Origin of the sequence: Hymenobacter siberiensis, assembly GCF_018967865.2 — a bacterium.
Lineage (GTDB): Bacteria > Bacteroidota > Bacteroidia > Cytophagales > Hymenobacteraceae > Hymenobacter > Hymenobacter siberiensis.
Genome location: NZ_JAHLZY020000001.1, coordinates 813,172 through 830,130, shown reverse-complemented (window position 1 = coordinate 830,130; position 16,959 = coordinate 813,172). Strand labels below are relative to the sequence as shown.

19 protein-coding genes are annotated in these 16,959 nt (G+C 58.5%); 14 read left to right on the top strand and 5 right to left on the bottom strand.

Translation table 11 applies throughout. From position 1 onward, the window contains the following. Position 1: 1 nt before the first annotated feature. The 7 genes from KQ659_RS03590 (at position 2) to KQ659_RS03560 (ending at position 5,875) form a co-directional block, all read left to right on the top strand. Positions 2-574, top strand: a complete 573-nt coding sequence (locus KQ659_RS03590) for an NADH-quinone oxidoreductase subunit NuoE family protein (RefSeq protein ID WP_216690267.1) — start codon at positions 2-4, stop codon at positions 572-574. 4 nt (positions 575-578) lie between these two features. After that, a complete protein-coding gene (locus KQ659_RS03585) occupies positions 579-923 on the top strand; it encodes a hypothetical protein (RefSeq protein WP_216690268.1) in 345 nt (114 codons plus the stop codon). A 12-nt stretch (positions 924-935) separates the two neighbouring features. Further along, positions 936-2,276 (top strand): NADH-quinone oxidoreductase subunit NuoF, encoded by a 1,341-nt coding sequence (nuoF, locus tag KQ659_RS03580; RefSeq protein ID WP_168673543.1) that lies wholly within the window; start codon positions 936-938, stop codon positions 2,274-2,276. 168 nt (positions 2,277-2,444) lie between these two features. Continuing rightward, a complete protein-coding gene (locus KQ659_RS03575; RefSeq protein ID WP_226915665.1) occupies positions 2,445-3,461 on the top strand; it encodes a 2Fe-2S iron-sulfur cluster-binding protein in 1,017 nt (338 codons plus the stop codon). 146 nt (positions 3,462-3,607) lie between these two features. Continuing rightward, positions 3,608-4,702, top strand: coding sequence for an NADH-quinone oxidoreductase subunit NuoH (gene nuoH / locus KQ659_RS03570; RefSeq protein WP_216690269.1), 1,095 nt, complete (start codon positions 3,608-3,610; stop codon positions 4,700-4,702). A gap of 6 nt (positions 4,703-4,708) precedes the next feature. Further along, positions 4,709-5,287 (top strand): NuoI/complex I 23 kDa subunit family protein, encoded by a 579-nt coding sequence (locus KQ659_RS03565; protein ID WP_168673540.1) that lies wholly within the window; start codon positions 4,709-4,711, stop codon positions 5,285-5,287. An 81-nt stretch (positions 5,288-5,368) separates the two neighbouring features. Then, positions 5,369-5,875, top strand: a complete 507-nt coding sequence (locus KQ659_RS03560) for an NADH-quinone oxidoreductase subunit J family protein (RefSeq protein ID WP_168673539.1) — start codon at positions 5,369-5,371, stop codon at positions 5,873-5,875. Between the two features lie 59 nt (positions 5,876-5,934). Here the strand turns inward: KQ659_RS03560 and KQ659_RS03555 are convergent, their stop codons facing one another. The 4 genes from KQ659_RS03555 to aspS form a co-directional block, all read right to left on the bottom strand. Further along, positions 5,935-6,921 (bottom strand): SWIM zinc finger family protein, encoded by a 987-nt coding sequence (locus KQ659_RS03555; protein WP_216690270.1) that lies wholly within the window; start codon positions 6,919-6,921, stop codon positions 5,935-5,937. Positions 6,922-7,291: 370 nt separating this feature from the next. Then, positions 7,292-7,480: a hypothetical protein gene (locus tag KQ659_RS03550; protein WP_216690271.1), complete on the bottom strand. Its 189-nt coding sequence runs from the start codon at positions 7,478-7,480 to the stop codon at positions 7,292-7,294. Positions 7,481-7,688: 208 nt separating this feature from the next. Further along, entirely contained in the window at positions 7,689-8,150 is a 462-nt protein-coding gene (locus tag KQ659_RS03545; protein ID WP_216690272.1) for a hypothetical protein, read from the bottom strand. Between the two features lie 3 nt (positions 8,151-8,153). Further along, positions 8,154-9,917 carry an aspartate--tRNA ligase gene (aspS, locus tag KQ659_RS03540; RefSeq protein ID WP_216690273.1) on the bottom strand — a complete coding sequence of 588 codons (1,764 nt, stop codon included), beginning with the start codon at positions 9,915-9,917 and terminating at the stop codon, positions 8,154-8,156. 253 nt (positions 9,918-10,170) lie between these two features. On the opposite strand from aspS, the gene KQ659_RS03535 reads away from it, so the two are divergent. From KQ659_RS03535 to KQ659_RS03505, 7 genes are all read left to right on the top strand, one after another. After that, positions 10,171-10,611: a T9SS type A sorting domain-containing protein gene (locus KQ659_RS03535; RefSeq protein ID WP_168673533.1), complete on the top strand. Its 441-nt coding sequence runs from the start codon at positions 10,171-10,173 to the stop codon at positions 10,609-10,611. A gap of 172 nt (positions 10,612-10,783) precedes the next feature. Continuing rightward, positions 10,784-11,338 carry a hypothetical protein gene (locus KQ659_RS03530; RefSeq protein ID WP_216690274.1) on the top strand — a complete coding sequence of 185 codons (555 nt, stop codon included), beginning with the start codon at positions 10,784-10,786 and terminating at the stop codon, positions 11,336-11,338. Positions 11,339-11,365: 27 nt separating this feature from the next. Then, complete coding sequence (locus tag KQ659_RS03525; RefSeq protein WP_216690275.1) at positions 11,366-11,779, top strand: nucleoside deaminase; 414 nt, start codon at positions 11,366-11,368, stop codon at positions 11,777-11,779. A gap of 106 nt (positions 11,780-11,885) precedes the next feature. After that, positions 11,886-12,500 (top strand): superoxide dismutase, encoded by a 615-nt coding sequence (locus tag KQ659_RS03520; protein ID WP_216690276.1) that lies wholly within the window; start codon positions 11,886-11,888, stop codon positions 12,498-12,500. A 178-nt stretch (positions 12,501-12,678) separates the two neighbouring features. Further along, entirely contained in the window at positions 12,679-13,794 is a 1,116-nt protein-coding gene (locus KQ659_RS03515; RefSeq protein WP_216690277.1) for an alkene reductase, read from the top strand. A 147-nt stretch (positions 13,795-13,941) separates the two neighbouring features. Continuing rightward, positions 13,942-15,228, top strand: coding sequence for a nucleoside permease (locus KQ659_RS03510; protein ID WP_216690278.1), 1,287 nt, complete (start codon positions 13,942-13,944; stop codon positions 15,226-15,228). A 33-nt stretch (positions 15,229-15,261) separates the two neighbouring features. Further along, the gene (locus KQ659_RS03505; RefSeq protein WP_216690279.1) at positions 15,262-16,356 is read left to right on the top strand and encodes an AAA family ATPase; all 1,095 of its coding nucleotides are present in this window, start codon (positions 15,262-15,264) and stop codon (positions 16,354-16,356) included. A 111-nt stretch (positions 16,357-16,467) separates the two neighbouring features. On the opposite strand, the gene KQ659_RS03500 is transcribed toward KQ659_RS03505, so the two are convergent. Continuing rightward, positions 16,468-16,878, bottom strand: coding sequence for a nucleoside-diphosphate kinase (locus KQ659_RS03500; protein ID WP_216690280.1), 411 nt, complete (start codon positions 16,876-16,878; stop codon positions 16,468-16,470). Positions 16,879-16,959: the final 81 nt, after the last annotated feature.

Below are 16,959 nucleotides of genomic sequence, written 5' to 3'. Positions count from 1 at the left end.
TATGGAGCCGACTACCGCGCCCGCTAAACCGACCTTCTCTGCCGCCGCCCAGGCGGAAATCAAGCGCCTGCTCACGCATTATCCGGCCGATAAGAGCAAGTCGGCCCTGCTGCCGATTCTGCACATCGCGCAGGCCGAGTTCGGCGGCTGGGTGAGCCCCGAGGTGCAGGACCTGGTAGCAGAAACACTTAATATTAAGCCCATTGAGGTATACGAGGTGTCGTCGTTCTACACCATGTACAACCTCAAGCTGGTGGGCAAGCACGTCCTGGAAATCTGCCGTACGGGCCCCTGCATGCTGCGCGGCTCCGACGAGCTGACCGCTAATCTGGAGCGCATCACCGGGGCCAAAGTAGGCGGTACTTCGCCCGATGGCAACTTCACCCTGAAAGAAGTGGAGTGCCTGGCCGCCTGCGGCTTTGCCCCCGTGGTGCAGGTGCGCGAGCAGTATTACGAAAAGCTCGACACGCCCGAAGCGGTGGATGCCATGCTCAACGAGCTGCGCGGGCAGATTCATCGGCCCATCCTGTCGTGGGAAGAAAACGACCTGCCTAATTCGCTTAAAAACAACTAGAATTATGGCCGAACAAAACCAGGATTTGCCGCTCGTCGTGTCCGAGATTCTAATTGAGATGCACGAATTGCGCGGCGACATTAAGCAGTTGCAAACCGTGACGGTGCATCTCAGCCACAGTGTGGAAAAGCTGGAGGTGAGTGTAGACAAGCTGCAGGTTGAAATGGGCGAAGTAAAAAGCGCCATTGTTCAGTTAGCAGGTTCTATCAAAACCCTGACTGAGGAAAGCCGCAGCAATACGGAAATGCTCATCGCGGCCTTTCGGGAAGAAGGCATGTACGTGCGCCAGTTGCTGCAACAGCACGATGCCCGCATAACGCGACTGGAAGACAATCAGCCCAATAAATAAGCAATTACCGCTATGGGACGCAAGCTATTAACTGAACATATTAACGTCGAAGGCATCAACACCTTTGAAGTGTACCGCAAGCACGGCGGCTACCGCTCCGTGGAAAAGGCGCTCAAAACCATGACCCCGGACGAAGTGACCGAGGAAGTGAAGAAGTCGGGCCTGCGCGGGCGCGGCGGTGCGGGCTTCCCCGCCGGCATGAAGTGGGGCTTTCTGGCCAAGCCCGAGGGCGTGCCGCGCTACCTCGTGTGCAACGCCGACGAATCGGAGCCCGGCACCTTCAAGGACCGGCAGCTGATGACGAAACTGCCCCACCTGCTCATCGAGGGTATGATTACGGGCAGCTACGCCTTGGGCGCGCGCACCAGCTATATATACATCCGTGGTGAGCTATTGTACGTGCTGCGCATCCTGGAAAAGGCTATTGCCGAAGCCTACGCGGCCGGTTTCCTGGGCGAGAATATCCTCGGCTCGGGCTACTCGCTCGATTTGCACGTGCACCCCGGTGCCGGTGCTTACATCTGCGGCGAAGAAACGGCCTTGCTCGAATCGCTGGAAGGCAAGCGCGGCAACCCACGCAACAAGCCGCCATTCCCGGCCGTGCAGGGGCTGTACGCCCGCCCTACGGTGGTGAACAATGTGGAAACCATTGCGGCCGTGCCGGTTATCGTGAACGAAGGCGGCGATGAGTACGCCAAAATCGGCATTGGCCGGAGCACGGGCACCAAGCTCATTTCGGCCTGCGGCCACCTTAACAAGCCCGGCATCTACGAAATTGAGCTGGGCCTGCCGGTAGAGGAATTCATCTACTCCGACGAGTATTGTGGCGGCATCTGGAAAGGCCGCGACCTGAAGGCCGTAGTAGCGGGCGGCTCGTCGGTGCCGATTCTGCCCAAAGAGCTGATTCTGAAAACCGCCGCCGGCGAAAACCGCCTGATGACCTACGAGTCATTGAGCGACGGCGGCTTCGTGACGGGCACCATGTTGGGCTCCGGCGGCTTCATTGCGATGGATGAAACCACGTGCATCGTGAAGAACACCTGGAATTTCTCGCGCTTCTATCACCACGAGAGCTGCGGGCAGTGCTCGCCCTGCCGCGAGGGCACGGGCTGGATGGAAAAGGTACTGCACCGCCTGGAGCACGGCCACGGCTCGATGCACGACATCGACCTGCTGGTGAGCGTGGCCAAGCAGATTGAAGGCAACACCATTTGCCCGCTGGGCGAAGCGGCCGCCTGGCCGGTAGCCGCTGCAGTACGCCACTTCCGCCACGAGTTCGAGTGGCACGTGACCAACCCCAAAGAAGCTACTGCTCCCGGCGCGGCCTATCGCGGCGCGGCGGTGCTGGCGTAGAGGCGGTAATGAACGAAGAAAAGGACGTCATGCTGAGCTTGCCGAAGCATCTCTACCGCTTCGTTGAATCGATTGAATTACTTAACCGGTAGAGATGCTTCGACTTCGCTGCGACGCTGCTTGATACGCAGAATACTCAGCATGACGACCTAAATACAAAACTATCAAATGGCTAAAATAACGTTCGACGGTATTGAAATAGAGGTTGCCGATGGCACCACTATCATGAACGCGGCCCGCCAGATTGGCGGCAGCATCGTGCCGCCCGCCATGTGCTACTATACCCCGCTGAAAGGCTCGGGTGGTAAGTGCCGCGCCTGTTTGGTGAAGGTTTCGGCCGGCTCGGCCAAAGACCCGCGTCCCATGCCCAAGCTGGTGGCCTCGTGCATCACCACGGTGCAGGACGGCATGGTGGTGGAAAACACCATCAACGAGCAGGTGATGGACGTGCGTAAGGGCATTGTGGAGATGCTGCTCATCAACCACCCGCTCGACTGCCCGGTGTGCGACCAAGCTGGCGAGTGCAGCCTGCAAGACTTCGCCTTCGAGCATGGCCTGAGCACCACCCGCTACGAGGAAGAGCGCCGCACCTTCGAGAAAATCGACATCGGCCCGCTCATCCAGTTGCACATGACGCGCTGCATCCTGTGCTACCGCTGCGTGTACACCGCCGACCAGCTCACGCCCGAGCGCGTGCACGGCGTGCTGGGCCGTGGCGATGCCTCGGAAATCGGCACCTACATCGAGAACATCATCGACAACGAGTTCAGCGGCAACGTCATCGACGTGTGCCCGGTGGGCGCGCTAACCGATAAAACCTTCCGCTTCAAGCAGCGCGTGTGGTTCACCAAGCCCGTGAACGCCCACCGCGACTGCCAGACCGACAAATGCGAAGGTCGCGTAACCCTCTGGTACAAAGGCAAAGACGTACTCCGCGTAACCGCCCGCAAGGACGAATACGGCGAAGTGAAAGAGTGGATTTGCAACACCTGCCGCTTCGATAAAAAGGAAACGTCGGACTGGACGCTGGAAGGCCCAGCGCACATCAACCGTGCCTCGGTGATTGCCCAAAACCACTACGAGCTGCCAGTGGTGAACCCGCAGGTGATTCGGGATTTGCCCGAAAGCACCACGCGGGAGCTGGAACGCAACCCGCCATTGCGGCTGGGTGGTTTGAATAATTAAGCAGTAGAACGACAATAGAAGAACGTCATGCAGAGCGCAGCGAAGCATCTTGCCCGCTTCGTTGAGCAAAGTAATTATTTACTTCCCCGAGCAAGATGCTTCGCTGCGCTCTGCATGACGTTCCAACGAAATAGACAATTCCAAATATGACTCTCCCCGCTCTGGGCTGGCAAGGCCTCGTTGTTCTGGTGGTATTCGGCGTTTCGCTGCTGATTGCCACCTACTCCACCTACGCCGAGCGCGTTATCGCCGCGTTTCTGCAGGACCGGGTGGGCCCGGACCGCGCCGGTCCGTTCGGCCTGCTGCAGCCGCTGGCCGATGCCGTAAAGCTCTTCACCAAGGAAGAATTCTTTCCGGCCGGGGCCAACCGGGCGCTGTTCGTGTTCGGGCCCTGCCTGGCCATGGTCACGGCTCTGATGTCGTCGGCGGTGATTCCGTTCGGCAACTTCCTGCAGTTCGGCGATACCATCGTGCATCTGCAAGGGATTGAAATCAACGTAGGCATGCTCTACGTGTTCGGCATGGTGTCGCTGGGCGTGTACGGCATCATGATTGGCGGCTGGGCTTCGAACAACAAGTTTTCACTGCTGGGCGCCATCCGGGCCGCTTCGCAGAACATCAGCTACGAGCTGGCCATGGGCTTGGCCCTGATTGCGGTGCTGATGATTTCGGGCACGCTGTCGCTGCGTGAAATCACGCTGCAACAGTCGTCGGCCGCGCCGTTTGTGTGGCACGACATCTTCAACTGGAACATCATGAAGCAACCGCTGGGCTTCCTGATTTTCATTGTGTGCGCCTTCGCTGAAACCAACCGCACGCCCTTCGACCTGCCCGAGTGCGAAACCGAGCTCATCGGCGGCTATCACACCGAGTATAGCTCCATGAAAATGGGCCTGTACCTGTTTGCCGAGTATATCAACGTGTTCGTGGCTTCGGCCGTGATGAGCGTGCTATACTTCGGTGGCTTCAACTTCCCGTTCCAGTACGAAATGCGCGACTGGCTGGTATCGAGCCGGGGCCTGGAGTTGGTCACGGCCCAGAACATCATTACCATTGTGGGCCTGCTGGGCCTGTTCGGCAAAATCTTCGCCTTTATTTTCTTCTTCATGTGGGTACGCTGGACGCTGCCGCGCTTCCGCTACGACCAGCTGATGCGCCTGGGCTGGACCATCCTCATCCCGCTGGCCATTTTCAACATCCTGCTCACGGGCGGCCTGATTACGTTCGGCGTAATTAAATAACGACTTATGGAATCCTTAAGCAAACGCGCCAAAGTTCTCGAAAAGAAGCCGATGACCCTGGCCGAGCGGGCCTACCTGCCGGCTATTTTCCAGGGCTTGTCGATTACGATGCAGCACTTTTTCCGGGCGGCCACCAAGAAGCAGGTCACCATCCGCTACCCCGAAGAAACGCGCCCCTTCTCCCCTGTTTTCCGGGGCCTGCACGTGCTGAAGCGCGACGAAGCCGGCCGCGAGCGCTGCACGGCCTGCGGCCTCTGCGCCGTGGCCTGTCCCGCCGAAGCCATTACGATGGTAGCTGGCGAGCGCAAAAAGGGCGAAGAAGGCCTCTACCGCGAGGAGAAGTACGCGGTGAGCTACGAAATTAACATGCTGCGCTGCATCTTCTGCGGCCTGTGCGAAGAAGCCTGCCCCAAAGCCGCCGTGTACCTGCAAGCCGACAAAATGGCCCCGCCACGCTTCGAGCGCGACGAGTTCATCTACGGCAAGGACCGGCTGGTGGAGCCCGTGACGCCGGATAATCGCTCGAAGCGCGGCATCCAGCTCACGCCTGAGCAGGCCGACAAGCTGCGCACGCAACTGGCGTAGCTTCGTGCGGTAGGCTTTAGCTTGCCGTCTTCAAACCTGACCCTCTTAACGAACGGCAAGCCAAAGCTTACCTCACAATCAATGTCCCTCTTCCTCTTTATTTCATTCGTGGCCCTGCTGAGTGCATTGGGCGTGGTGCTGGCCAAAAACCCGGTGCACAGCGTTCTGTTCCTCATCCTCACGTTCTTCACGCTCTCGGGCCACTACCTGCTGCTAAACGCGCAGTTCCTGGCCGTAGTGAACATCATTGTGTACGCCGGGGCCATCATGGTGCTGTTCCTGTTCGTGATTATGTTCCTGAACCTGAACGAGGACACTGAGCCGCACAAGCCGGCCCTGGCCAAATTTGCGGCCGCCATCGCCGGTGGTTCGCTGCTGCTGATACTGGTGGCTGCTATGCGTAACATCAGCCCTGCCGGCTACGACGCGGCTACGTTCGACTCGCAGATTGGCATGGTGGATAAGCTGGGTATGGTGCTGTTCCGCGACTACGCGCTGCCGTTTGAGTTGGCGTCTATTCTGCTGCTGGCCGCCATGGTGGGTTCGGTGATGCTGGGAAAGCGCGAAACGGGCGAGCGGAACTTCTAGCTTTTCCGAAGCAATTCAAAAAGCAAAAAGAGCGTCCGGCCGGATGCTCTTTTTGCTTTTTAGCGCGCAGAATTTTTGGGCTGACGGCCGCGCTTTTTGGGTGGCAGGCCGGTATCCAGCTCATTCTTAATGGGGAAGAATCCGGCCGTAGTCAGGGCCTGATGCAGCGAGGAAAGCCGCCGGTACTGCTGCATCAATTCTGAAGCGAATAGCCGCACCTGCTCCCCCAGGGCTGGCAGCGATACCAATCTACTCAAACACGTCGCGATGAAATAGTAGAGCGGGCTGCCGCGCAATGACTGGTTATTCAGGTAGCCCTCAAACCGCTCCATTACCGCATCGAAGGTAGCTTCGGGCTGGGCACGGGCCGATTCGGCTAGCAGGTAGGGCCAAGCCTGGGTGTTGAATGGCTGGGGCTCGCGCACCCAGTCCAGGGGCAGGAGCAGCGCCAGGAGCTCTGGCTGCCTGTTGCCGTTGATGAGGACATGGGCTTGTTCCACGAAGGTGAGCGGACGGCGCGGCGCGGGACGGCGGCCGCGCGGCTTGGGAGCAGCCGACGGCGGCCGGGCTGTGGCCGCCAGCAATAAGGCTTCATCGAACTCGAAAGCCTTCAGAAACCGACGCAGCAACTTGGGCTTTTGCAACAGGAGCTGCTGTAGAAACGCCAGCCGCTCCCGGTCGCTGGTACGGATCCAGGCGGCGGACAGCAGGTGGGCGCGGCGGGCTTTTTTAGTCAGCGGGGCGGGTTCGGGGACTGGTTTGGTTTCGTCGCCGCCGCCAAACCAATCGAGTACGGCCAGGCCCAGGGCGATACCGTGCTTGCACACGTCGCCGTAGTCGTAGGGGCAGTCGCAATAAATTTTCGGCGGCTTACCGGGGCGAATGGTCAGCTCGACACGGTAGGTTTCGGTGCCTTCCACCCTGGCCTTGAAGGTGTCGCCGGTGCGGCTGATGCGGCCCACGGCGTTGTCATCATAGTAATAGGCACTGCCCCGCTCGAAAATCTTCTGCGGCACCAGCGCTTCCAAATCTGCTTCCGTAAACATAACCTTTAGCGTGACTGACAATTAGGGGCCGCAAACATAAGTACCTCCGAAGCAACGTGGCTGGTTCCGGGCCCTGCCCTACTGCATCGTAATACATTTTGGCGCGTATTTGCTACAATGTAAAAGCGCCGCCCCCAGTGAGGAGACGGCGCTTTTTAATAGATATAGGACTTACGCACTTAAAAAGCTGTGTAACCTGAAAATCAACGACTTGCATTCAAGACGTATATTTGTTATACTGCTGTTTTTCAGTTGGTTGGTATTTCAACTGCGTAAGTCCTAAGATAATTTTTAAAGTCCTAGCACTTCAACAAATAACAATCACCTGAGTAATCACCTAACCGGGCCGAATATCCCGGCCAGACTGGTATTAATTGTAAGTAGCGGTAGTCGAAATGCCCTGCACCTGCGCGATTACCGTCGAGCGGATGGGCATGGAACGGTAGGTAGGCACCCGCAGCTTGTGCATCGGCGAAACCACCAGCTGCACCTGCATAAGCGAGGCAGCAAGAGCACTCCAGAACAGGAAAACGGCGGCGAAGATGTATAGTTTAGTCATGGATGCGAGTGGTACGGTGCTTAACTGAAACAAACCTACTCGACTGGGGCATGGTCGGATTTCGGCCTTCGTTCAACCCTGAGCGTTGCCCGGTGAACGCAGGAATCCGGGGGGTGAGTGCTGCAAAATCGATTTTTGGTTCTGGCTATAGTCTCCAAATAAAAAGCGGCGACTGAAGTATCAGTCGCCGCTGCTGTTGCAATGATTCTTACGTCTGGCCTGACGCGCATTTTTTCAAATACACGCGAAGCGAACGAATATCGACATCCAACTGGTCAATCCAGATTTGTTCAATATCAAAGTGTGGATTGAATCGATTGACAATTGCCAGATGCTCTGTCACACCGCCACGAAATCCAGTGCTTTGCTTGATTACGGCCATTACCCGAGTCCAAGGCAAATGACTTGATTTTACCGTCCAGATTCCCTGGTAGCCAATCTTGAGTTGCGGGCCTTGGTTGCGGAGCATTTTTACAGCTCGCCAAACCATGAAAAGCCCAGTAGCTGACAGAAACAGCAAGGCCAATGCCCTCCACCAAAAAGTTAAAACCAAACTTCCGAATAACAGCGGCACTCCGAACACAAAATTGAACAGAATCGCACTTTGCGAATAGCCAATTTCGTATTCGTAAGCAATCTGCTTTTTGCTGAAGCGGGGCTTTTTCTTCATTGGCTACTTCGCCACCACGTCCGTTTTAATGCTCAGTTCCTTGAGCTGCACCTCCGAAATCGGCGAGGGCGAGTCAATCATCACGTCGCGGCCGGAGTTATTTTTGGGGAAGGCGATGAAGTCGCGGATGCTGTCGGAGCCGCCGAAGAGGCTGCACAGGCGGTCGAAGCCGAAGGCGAGGCCGCCGTGGGGCGGTGCGCCGTACTCGAAGGCATCGAGTAGGAAGCCGAACTGGGCCTGCGCTTCTTCGGGCGTGAAGCCAAGCAGCGAGAACATGCGGGCCTGCACGGCGCGGTCGTGGATGCGGATGGAGCCGCCGCCCACTTCTACCCCATTGATTACCAGGTCATAAGCATTGGCGCGAACCTGCCCGATGGTTGCGGGCGAGTCGAGCAGAGCCAGGTCTTCCGGCTTGGGCGAGGTGAAGGGGTGGTGCATGGCGAAGTAGCGGTTTTCCTCTTCGCTGTATTCGAGCAGGGGAAAATCGACCACCCACAGCGGCGAGAATTCCTCCTTGTTGCGCAGGCCCATGCGCTGGCCCATTTCGAGGCGCAGCTCGCTCATGGCTTTGCGGGTTTTGGCTTCGGGGCCGGCCAGTAGCAGCAGCAGGTCGCCGGGGTTGGCGTTGAAGGCGGCGCTCCACTTCTGCAGCTCTTCCTGCGAGTAGAACTTATCGACCGATGATTTCACCACACCGTCGGCCTCCACGCGGGCGTAGATGAGGCCGGTAGCACCGATTTGCGGGCGCTTCACGAAGTCAGTCAGCTCGTCGAGCTGCTTGCGGGTGTAGGCGGCGCAGGTGGCGGCGTTGATGCCCAACACCAGCTCGGCGCTGTCGAACACGGGGAAGCCCTGGCCTTTCACGGTGTCGGTGAGGTCGGCGAACTTCATGTCGAAGCGGGTGTCGGGCTTGTCGTTACCGTAGTCGCGCATGGCGTCGGCGTAGGTCATGCGGGGCACAGTGGGGAAATCGAGGTTTTTGATTTCCTTGAACAGGTAGCGCACCAGGCCCTCGAACATGTCGAGGATGTCTTCCTGGGTCACGAAGGCCATTTCGCAGTCAATCTGCGTGAATTCGGGCTGGCGGTCGGCGCGCAGGTCTTCGTCGCGGAAGCACTTCACAATCTGAAAGTAGCGGTCGAAGCCCGATACCATGAGCAGCTGCTTGAACGTTTGGGGCGACTGCGGCAGGGCGTAGAACTCGCCGGGGTTCATGCGGGAGGGCACCACGAAATCGCGCGCACCTTCGGGCGTGGACTTGATGAGCACGGGCGTTTCGACTTCGATAAACTCCTGGCCATCGAGGTAGCGGCGCACGGCCTGGGCCATTTTGTGGCGCAGCATGAGGTTGTTGCGCACGGGGGTGCGGCGCAGGTCGAGGTAGCGGTACTTCATCCGCAGGTCGTCGCCGCCGTCGGTGTCGTCTTCGATGAGAAAGGGCGGCAGTTTGGCGGGGTTCAGAATCTCGACTTTCTCGGGGCGGATTTCAATGCCGCCGGTCGGAATTTTGTCGTTCTTGGAGTAGCGCTCGGCTACTTTGCCGGTCACTTGCAGCACGAACTCGCGGCCGAGGTGGCGGGCGGTTTCGCGCACAGCTTCGGCCTCCTGGCCTTCTTCGAGGGTGATTTGGGTGAGGCCGTACCGGTCGCGCAGGTCAACCCAGAGGATGGCGCCTTTGTCGCGGGTGCGCTGCACCCAGCCGCAAAGGGTGACGATTTGACCAATGTGTTCGGCGCGGAGCTCGCCGCAGGTGTGGGTACGTAGCATCTTGGCAATTAACAGTTAACAATTTAACATTTAACAATCATCGCCTTTCACGTAACAGCTGGTGGCTTGCGGTACACGAGGGTGAGCCGGATGCCTGGGGAATGCCCTGTTAAATGGTAATTGATAACTATTAGATGAATCCACCGCGAAGGTAGCCACTACGCGGGCGGGGCGAAACCCAAACTTTGGTACGGAGTATGCAAAGGCAGACCGTAGCTACGTTCCTTTGTCTTCTCAATCCCTTCAAATACCCATGAAATTTCTTCCCGCTCTCGCTCTGGCCGCCGCCCTTTTAGTAGCCGGCTCCGCGCAGGCCCAAACCAAAATCAAAACCAAGAGCAAGTCGGATGCCTCGGGCACTGTCATCAAATCAAAGTCTACGGGCGATGCCGTGACGCTCGATGGCCCCATCAAGCGCATCGAAACGCTGTCGGGCATCGACGTTTTTCCCAAGCCGAACTCGACTGATATTCTGCTGAGTTTCACGCAGCAATTCACCAAGGCCGGCACGCTGGTGATGACCGATTACAAGAACAAGGTGATGTACCAGACTGACCTGGACCCCGCCAACAACACCGGCGCGCCCGTGAACCTGGGCAAGATTCCGGCCGGCACCTACCTCGTAGAAGCCAAAACCGGCAACTACGTGTACTGGAAGAAGGTCCGCATCAAGTACCCCACCGTTCGCCGCTAAGCGGAGTTTGAAATACTTCAGAACGTCATGCCGAGCGCAGCCGAGGCATCTCTCTGGTGTTAGTAACTCAACTGTTTGGTTACTACTGCACGCGAGATGCTTCGACTGCGCTCGGCATGACGTTCTTTCTTTGTATGACGTTCTTTTGTATTGTTACCATTCCCTGTCTGCTATGAAATTCGCTTCGCTGCTGCTGTTACTTTTTGCCCTCACGTCTTTCGGCCCCGCGCCCAAGCTCACCACCGTGAAGCTGGCTTCGACGCTGAGCGTGGGCGTACCAGCGGGCTTCGCGCCCCTGCCCGACGACGGCATTGCCGTGAAATATCCGTCGCCGCGCAAGCCGCTGGCCGTGTTTTCCAACCCCAGCGGGCGCGTGGATTTTAGCGTAGCCGTGCGCCCCACCACGTTCGAAAGCTTCGATTACGGCGTGCTGATTAAGATTTACAAGTCCAGCATTCAGCGGCTTTATACCAAGGTTGATTTCATCAAGGAAGATATACGAACCGTGAACGGGCGCGATTTCATCTATTTCGAACTCGTTTCGACCGTGGCCGACAGCCGGCGCACCGGCAGCCAGCTGGCCCCAATCAAGCGCTACCAGGCCGTGCAGTATGCCATTGAGGGCACGCAGCTCTACGTCTTCACCTTCGTGGCCCCGGCCGAGGAGCAGGCCCAGTGGCAGCCCACGGCCCAGGCCGTGATGGGAGCCATCGTAATGAAGAAATAAGCAGTGCTGGCCCCCGACGAATACTTTATGACTCAGGCGCTGGCCGAGGCCGAAAAAGCCCTAGCCGCCGATGAGATTCCCATCGGGGCCGTAGTGGTGTTTGAAAACCAAATAATTGGGCGCGGCTACAACCAGACCGAGCGCCTGCGCGACGTGACCGCCCACGCCGAAATGCTGGCCCTCACGGCCGCCGCCAACTACCTGGGCAACAAGTACCTGTCCGACTGCACGCTCTACGTCACCATCGAGCCTTGCGTGATGTGCGCCGGGGCCAGCTACTGGGCTCAATTAAAAGCCGTGGTGTTTGGCGCGGAGGAGCCCAAAGTGGGTTTTCGACGGCATGGGGCCCTTTTGCATCGGCGCACGCAGCTGCGTGGTGGTGTGCAGGCCGATGCCTGTGCCAAATTGATGCAGCAGTTTTTCAGTATGAAGCGAAAATAATCTACTTTTGAAGCCTAACTACTGGCCAACGCAACTATGCGGGCAGCCGCCGGTTTAAAAACCACCCTTTCCTTCTCTTTTCACTAACCCAACCCCTTTTTCAGTTATGGCTTTCGAACTTCCCAAACTCCCGTACGCCTACGACGCGCTCGAACCCACGTTTGACGCGCAGACCATGGAAATCCACCACACGAAGCACCACCAGGCTTACGTGACCAACCTGAACGCGGCCATCGCGGGCACGGAAATGGAGAACCAGTCCATCGAGGAAATCATGCACAACATTGCCAAAGCCCCGGTAGCTGTGCGCAACAATGGCGGCGGCCACTACAACCACTCGCTGTTCTGGACCATCCTCTCGCCCAACGGCGGCGGGCAGCCCACCGGCGCGGTGGGCGAAGCCATCACCACGGCATTTGGCACATTTGATAAGTTCAAGGAAGAGTTCAGCAAAGCCGGTGCTACGCGCTTCGGCTCGGGCTGGGCGTGGCTGTGCAAACAGCCCGACGGCTCGGTACAAATCTGCTCGACCCCGAACCAGGACAACCCGCTGATGCCCGAGTCGGGCTGCAAGGGCATGCCCATCCTCGGCCTCGATGTGTGGGAGCACGCCTACTACCTGAAATACCAGAACCGCCGGCCCGACTACATCGCCGCCTTCTTCAACCTCATCAACTGGGATGAAGTGAACAAACGCTTTGCCGCCGCCTACGCCGCATAGTCTCAGCAGCTAAGGCTTTTTTTACTGAAAAAGGCTCGTCTCCCACCGGAGGCGGGCCTTTTTTTATTGTCGACTTCGCTGGCGAAACTCAGCCGAAAACAATTCGTGTACGTACCTGCTTTATCACCGCGCCTTATTTACCCGGCGGCTTGCGCACCCCGCCAATTCAATCGAACTTATGTCAAGCAAAGCTTTTGAGCCCGCCCAACTCGGCCCGCTCACCCTTACCAATCGCATCGTAATGGCTCCCATGACGCGCTGCCGCGCCCTGGGCAACGAGGCCAATGAGCTGATGGCCGAATACTACCGCCAGCGCGCCACTGCCGGCCTCATCATTTCGGAAGGCGTGTCGCCCTCGGCCGATGGCCTGGGCTACGCCCGCATTCCCGGCCTGTTCACGCCGGAGCAGGTGACCAACTGGCAGCGCGTGACGGAAACCGTGCACCACCACGGCGGTCACATTTTTATTCAGCTCATGCACGCCGGCCGCGTGTTCCATCCGCTCAATCTGCCCGAAGGGGCCGAGGGGGTAGCTCCTTCGGCCATCGCGGCCAAAGGCCAGATGTGGACCGACCAGCAGCAAATGCAGGACCAGCCCGTGCCCCGTGCCCTCACCACCGAAGAAGTGGCCGAAGTGGTGCAGCAGTACGCCCACAGCGCTAAGCTGGCCATGGAAGCTGGCTTTGATGGCGTAGAAATTCACGGCGCCAACGGCTACCTGCCCGAGCAGTTCCTGAACCCGAACAGCAACCAGCGCACCGACGAATACGGCGGCAGTGTGCAGAACCGCACCCGCTTCGTGCTCGACGTAACCCGCGCCGTGGCTGCCGAAATCGGGGCTGACCGCACCGGGGTGCGCCTCTCGCCGGGCAGCACCTTCAACGACATGGGGGCCTACCCCGAAATGGCCGAAACCTACGCCTACCTGGCCGCCGAGCTGCAAAAAATCGGCGTGGTGTACGTGCACCTCGTGGGCACGAGCAACATTCCGGCCGACGTGCTGGACAGCATCCACACCGCTTACACCGGCCCCGTCATCTACAACGGCGGCTACCGCGACCTGGCCCGCACCGAAGCCAACCTCGCCGGCCGCGCCGACTTCATCGCCTTCGGCATCGCCTATATCGGCAACCCCGACCTCGTGGAGCGCCTGCAAGCTGGCCAGCCTCTGTCCGAGAGTGACCAAGCTTCTTACTATTCCCCCGGCCCTAACGGCTTTGCAGACGGCTACACCGACTACCCCACGGCCGATGGCCAGCCCGCCGGCACGTTCTCGCCCACCTACGAGGCGTAAAACGGCCCCCAACGGCTAATGCAAGCCCCTGCGAAGCTCGCCCCCAACCGGGCGCTTCGCAGGGGCTTTTTTATTTATCTTTGACGGTCGTGGCCCCTGCGCCGCGCCTGCATTCGTCATATCCCACCCCTTTTGCCCCGTTCCCGCATGAATACGAAGCTGCGCCTTACTGTCCTGAGTTTCCTCCAGTTCTTTATCTGGGGCTCGTGGCTGATTACCATTGGCGCTTATTGGTTTCAAACGAAGCAATGGTCTGGTGCCCAGTTTGGGGCCATTTTCTCAACCATGGGCATTGCTTCCATCTTCATGCCCTCGCTCATGGGCATTGTGGCCGATAAGTACGTGAACGCCGAAAAGCTCTACGGCATCCTGCACATTCTGGGCGGCATCACGCTTTGCACCATCCCGATGGTGACGGACCCGGGCACGTTCTTCTGGGTTATCCTGCTGAACATGATTTTCTACATGCCCACGCTCTCGCTGTCCATCGCCGTGTCGTTTTCGGTACTGAAAACCGAAGGGCTCGACGTAGTGAAGGACTACCCGCCCATCCGTGTCTGGGGCACCATCGGCTTTATCGTGGCCATGTGGACGGTAAGCCTGCTGGGTTTCGAAAAGTCGGCCAGCCAGTTCTATGTGGCGGCTGGTGCAGCTTTCGCGCTGGGTCTCTATTCCTTCACGCTGCCTAAGTGCCCGCCGCAGTCGGCCAATTCTTCGAGCCAGAGCCTGGCAGAAATTCTGGGGCTTAAATCGTTCGCCATTCTGCGCGACCGCAAGATGCTCACCTTCTTTATGTTTGCCCTGCTGCTGGGTGCCGCCCTTCAGCTTACCAATGCTTACGGCGACACTTTCCTGCACGATTTCGACCAGAACCCGGCCTACAAAAACACCCTCACGGTGAAGTATCCGGCCATCATCATGTCCATCTCGCAGATTTCTGAAACCCTGTTTATCCTGGCCATTCCGTTCTTCCTGCGCCGCTTCGGCATCAAGCAGGTGATGCTCTTCAGCATGATTGCCTGGGTGCTGCGCTTCGGCCTATTTGCCTACGGCAACCCCGGCCAGGGCCTCTGGATGATTATCCTCTCGTGCATCGTATATGGCATGGCGTTCGACTTCTTTAATATTTCGGGCTCGCTGTTCGTCGAAACCCAGACCCAGCCCAGCATTCGGGCCAGCGCGCAGGGCCTGTTTATGATGATGACCAACGGCTTTGGAGCGGTGCTGGGCAGCTCGCTCAGCGGCCTCATCATCCAGCACTACTTCACCGATGCTAATGGCGTGAAGGACTGGCACAGCATCTGGCTCACGTTTGCGGGGTACTCGCTGGTTATCGCGGTACTGTTCGTACTTATTTTCAAGCATAAGCACACCACCCAGCCGGTCGAAGACTCCTCGCACGTCGCGCCGTTGCTCTCCGTTGAGCAAGCCTAGCCGGCCGGCCTTTTTCAAGCATTCGCATCTGGCATGACGCCCTCGCTTACCCCTCCTGCCCCCGATCTATCGCTGAGCTACACCCACCAGGGCTTTCAGCCCGTGGCGTGGTTCTATGCCACTTTCGGCGCGTTGCCGCGCCGTGAAATCTACCAGCTGGCCTCTACCGAGGCACGGCAGGTTGTGCTCACCGCCCTTGCCGAAACCCACGACCTGGACCGCGCCACCGTGATGCAATCGGTGTACGTGGAGGAAGTGGGCAAGGCTCCCGAGCTGCAGTACCAAGCCCTGACGCTGGCCCCGCACGTGCTGCTGTGGTTTTACGACCGCGGCATTTACGGCGACCAGGCGGCCCAGCTCTACTATTCACCCCAGACCGACCCGGCCCTGCTGGCCCAGCTGCGCGCCCTGCTCACGGCCCACCTCGAAACCGGCAAAGTCGAGCGCAAGCGCATTCAGGTGCTGCGCCTCAGTACCGGCGACCTGGAGTTCAGCCCCCTACCCATCACCATTCCGGCGCTGAATCTGGCCACGCACTACAACGACGACCTGCTGCCCGCCCACGAAACCATTGTGCAGCGCCTGCAGAAGCCCAACGACAAGGGCATTATCATCCTCTACGGCCCGCCCGGCAACGGCAAAACCAGCTACATCCGCCACCTCTGCGGCCTCACCGATAAGCCCAAGCTGTTCATCCCGCCCAATCTGGCGGCCCGCATCGCCGACCCCGAATTCATCAACCAGCTCCACGACAACACCAATTCCATCCTGCTGATTGAGGATGCCGAGGAGCTGCTAACCAAGCGCGATGGGCCCGGCGGCAACGCCGTGAGCAACCTGCTGAACCTGTCCGACGGCCTGCTGTCCGACGGCTTCCACATTCAGATTATCTGCACGTTCAACACCGAGCTTTCGCGCATCGACAAGGCCCTACTGCGCAAGGGCCGGCTCATTGCGGCCTATCATTTTGGCCCCCTGGCGGCCAACAAGGCCCAGGCCCTGAGCACCACGCTGGGCCTGACCGACCCCATTACGGAGCCAACTTCCCTGGCCGAGCTCTACAACCGCGAGCCCAATACCTTTACCGAGCTGGAGGCCAATGGCAAACGCATTGGTTTCAGCCGCTAAAAAAAGCTCAACAATACAAGATTAGTATAAAAACAGTCTGCTTTTGGTATAAAGAAAAAGCCCGCTCTGCATGCGCAGAGCGGGCTTTTTGCTACCTTGCGGCGGCTGGAATTACTTGTTGCCGAAGTAGAATTCGCCTTCAATCTGCGCGTTTTCGTCCGAATCCGAACCGTGCACGGCGTTGGCTTCGATGCTCTTGGCGTACTTTTTCCGGATGGTGCCTTCCTCGGCGTTGGCCGGGTTGGTAGCGCCGATGAGGGTACGGAAATCAGCTACAGCATTTTCTTTTTCGAGAATAGCCGCCACAATGGGGCCGCTCGACATGTATTTCACGAGGTCGTTGTAGAACGGACGCTCGGCGTGCACGGCGTAGAACTGGCCGGCGCGCTCGGCGCTGAGGTTGAGTTTCTGGAGCTCCACGATACGGAAGCCGCCGGCCTCAATCATGCTCAGGATGCCACCAATGTGGTTTTCCTGAACGGCATCGGGCTTAATCATCGTGAATGTGCGGTTGGTGGCCATTGCGTTGGTCGGGGGAGAGTGGGGGTTGAAAAAAGTATTGAGCCACAAAAGTAGCAACAAAGCGCACGGGTTGCTTTGGCC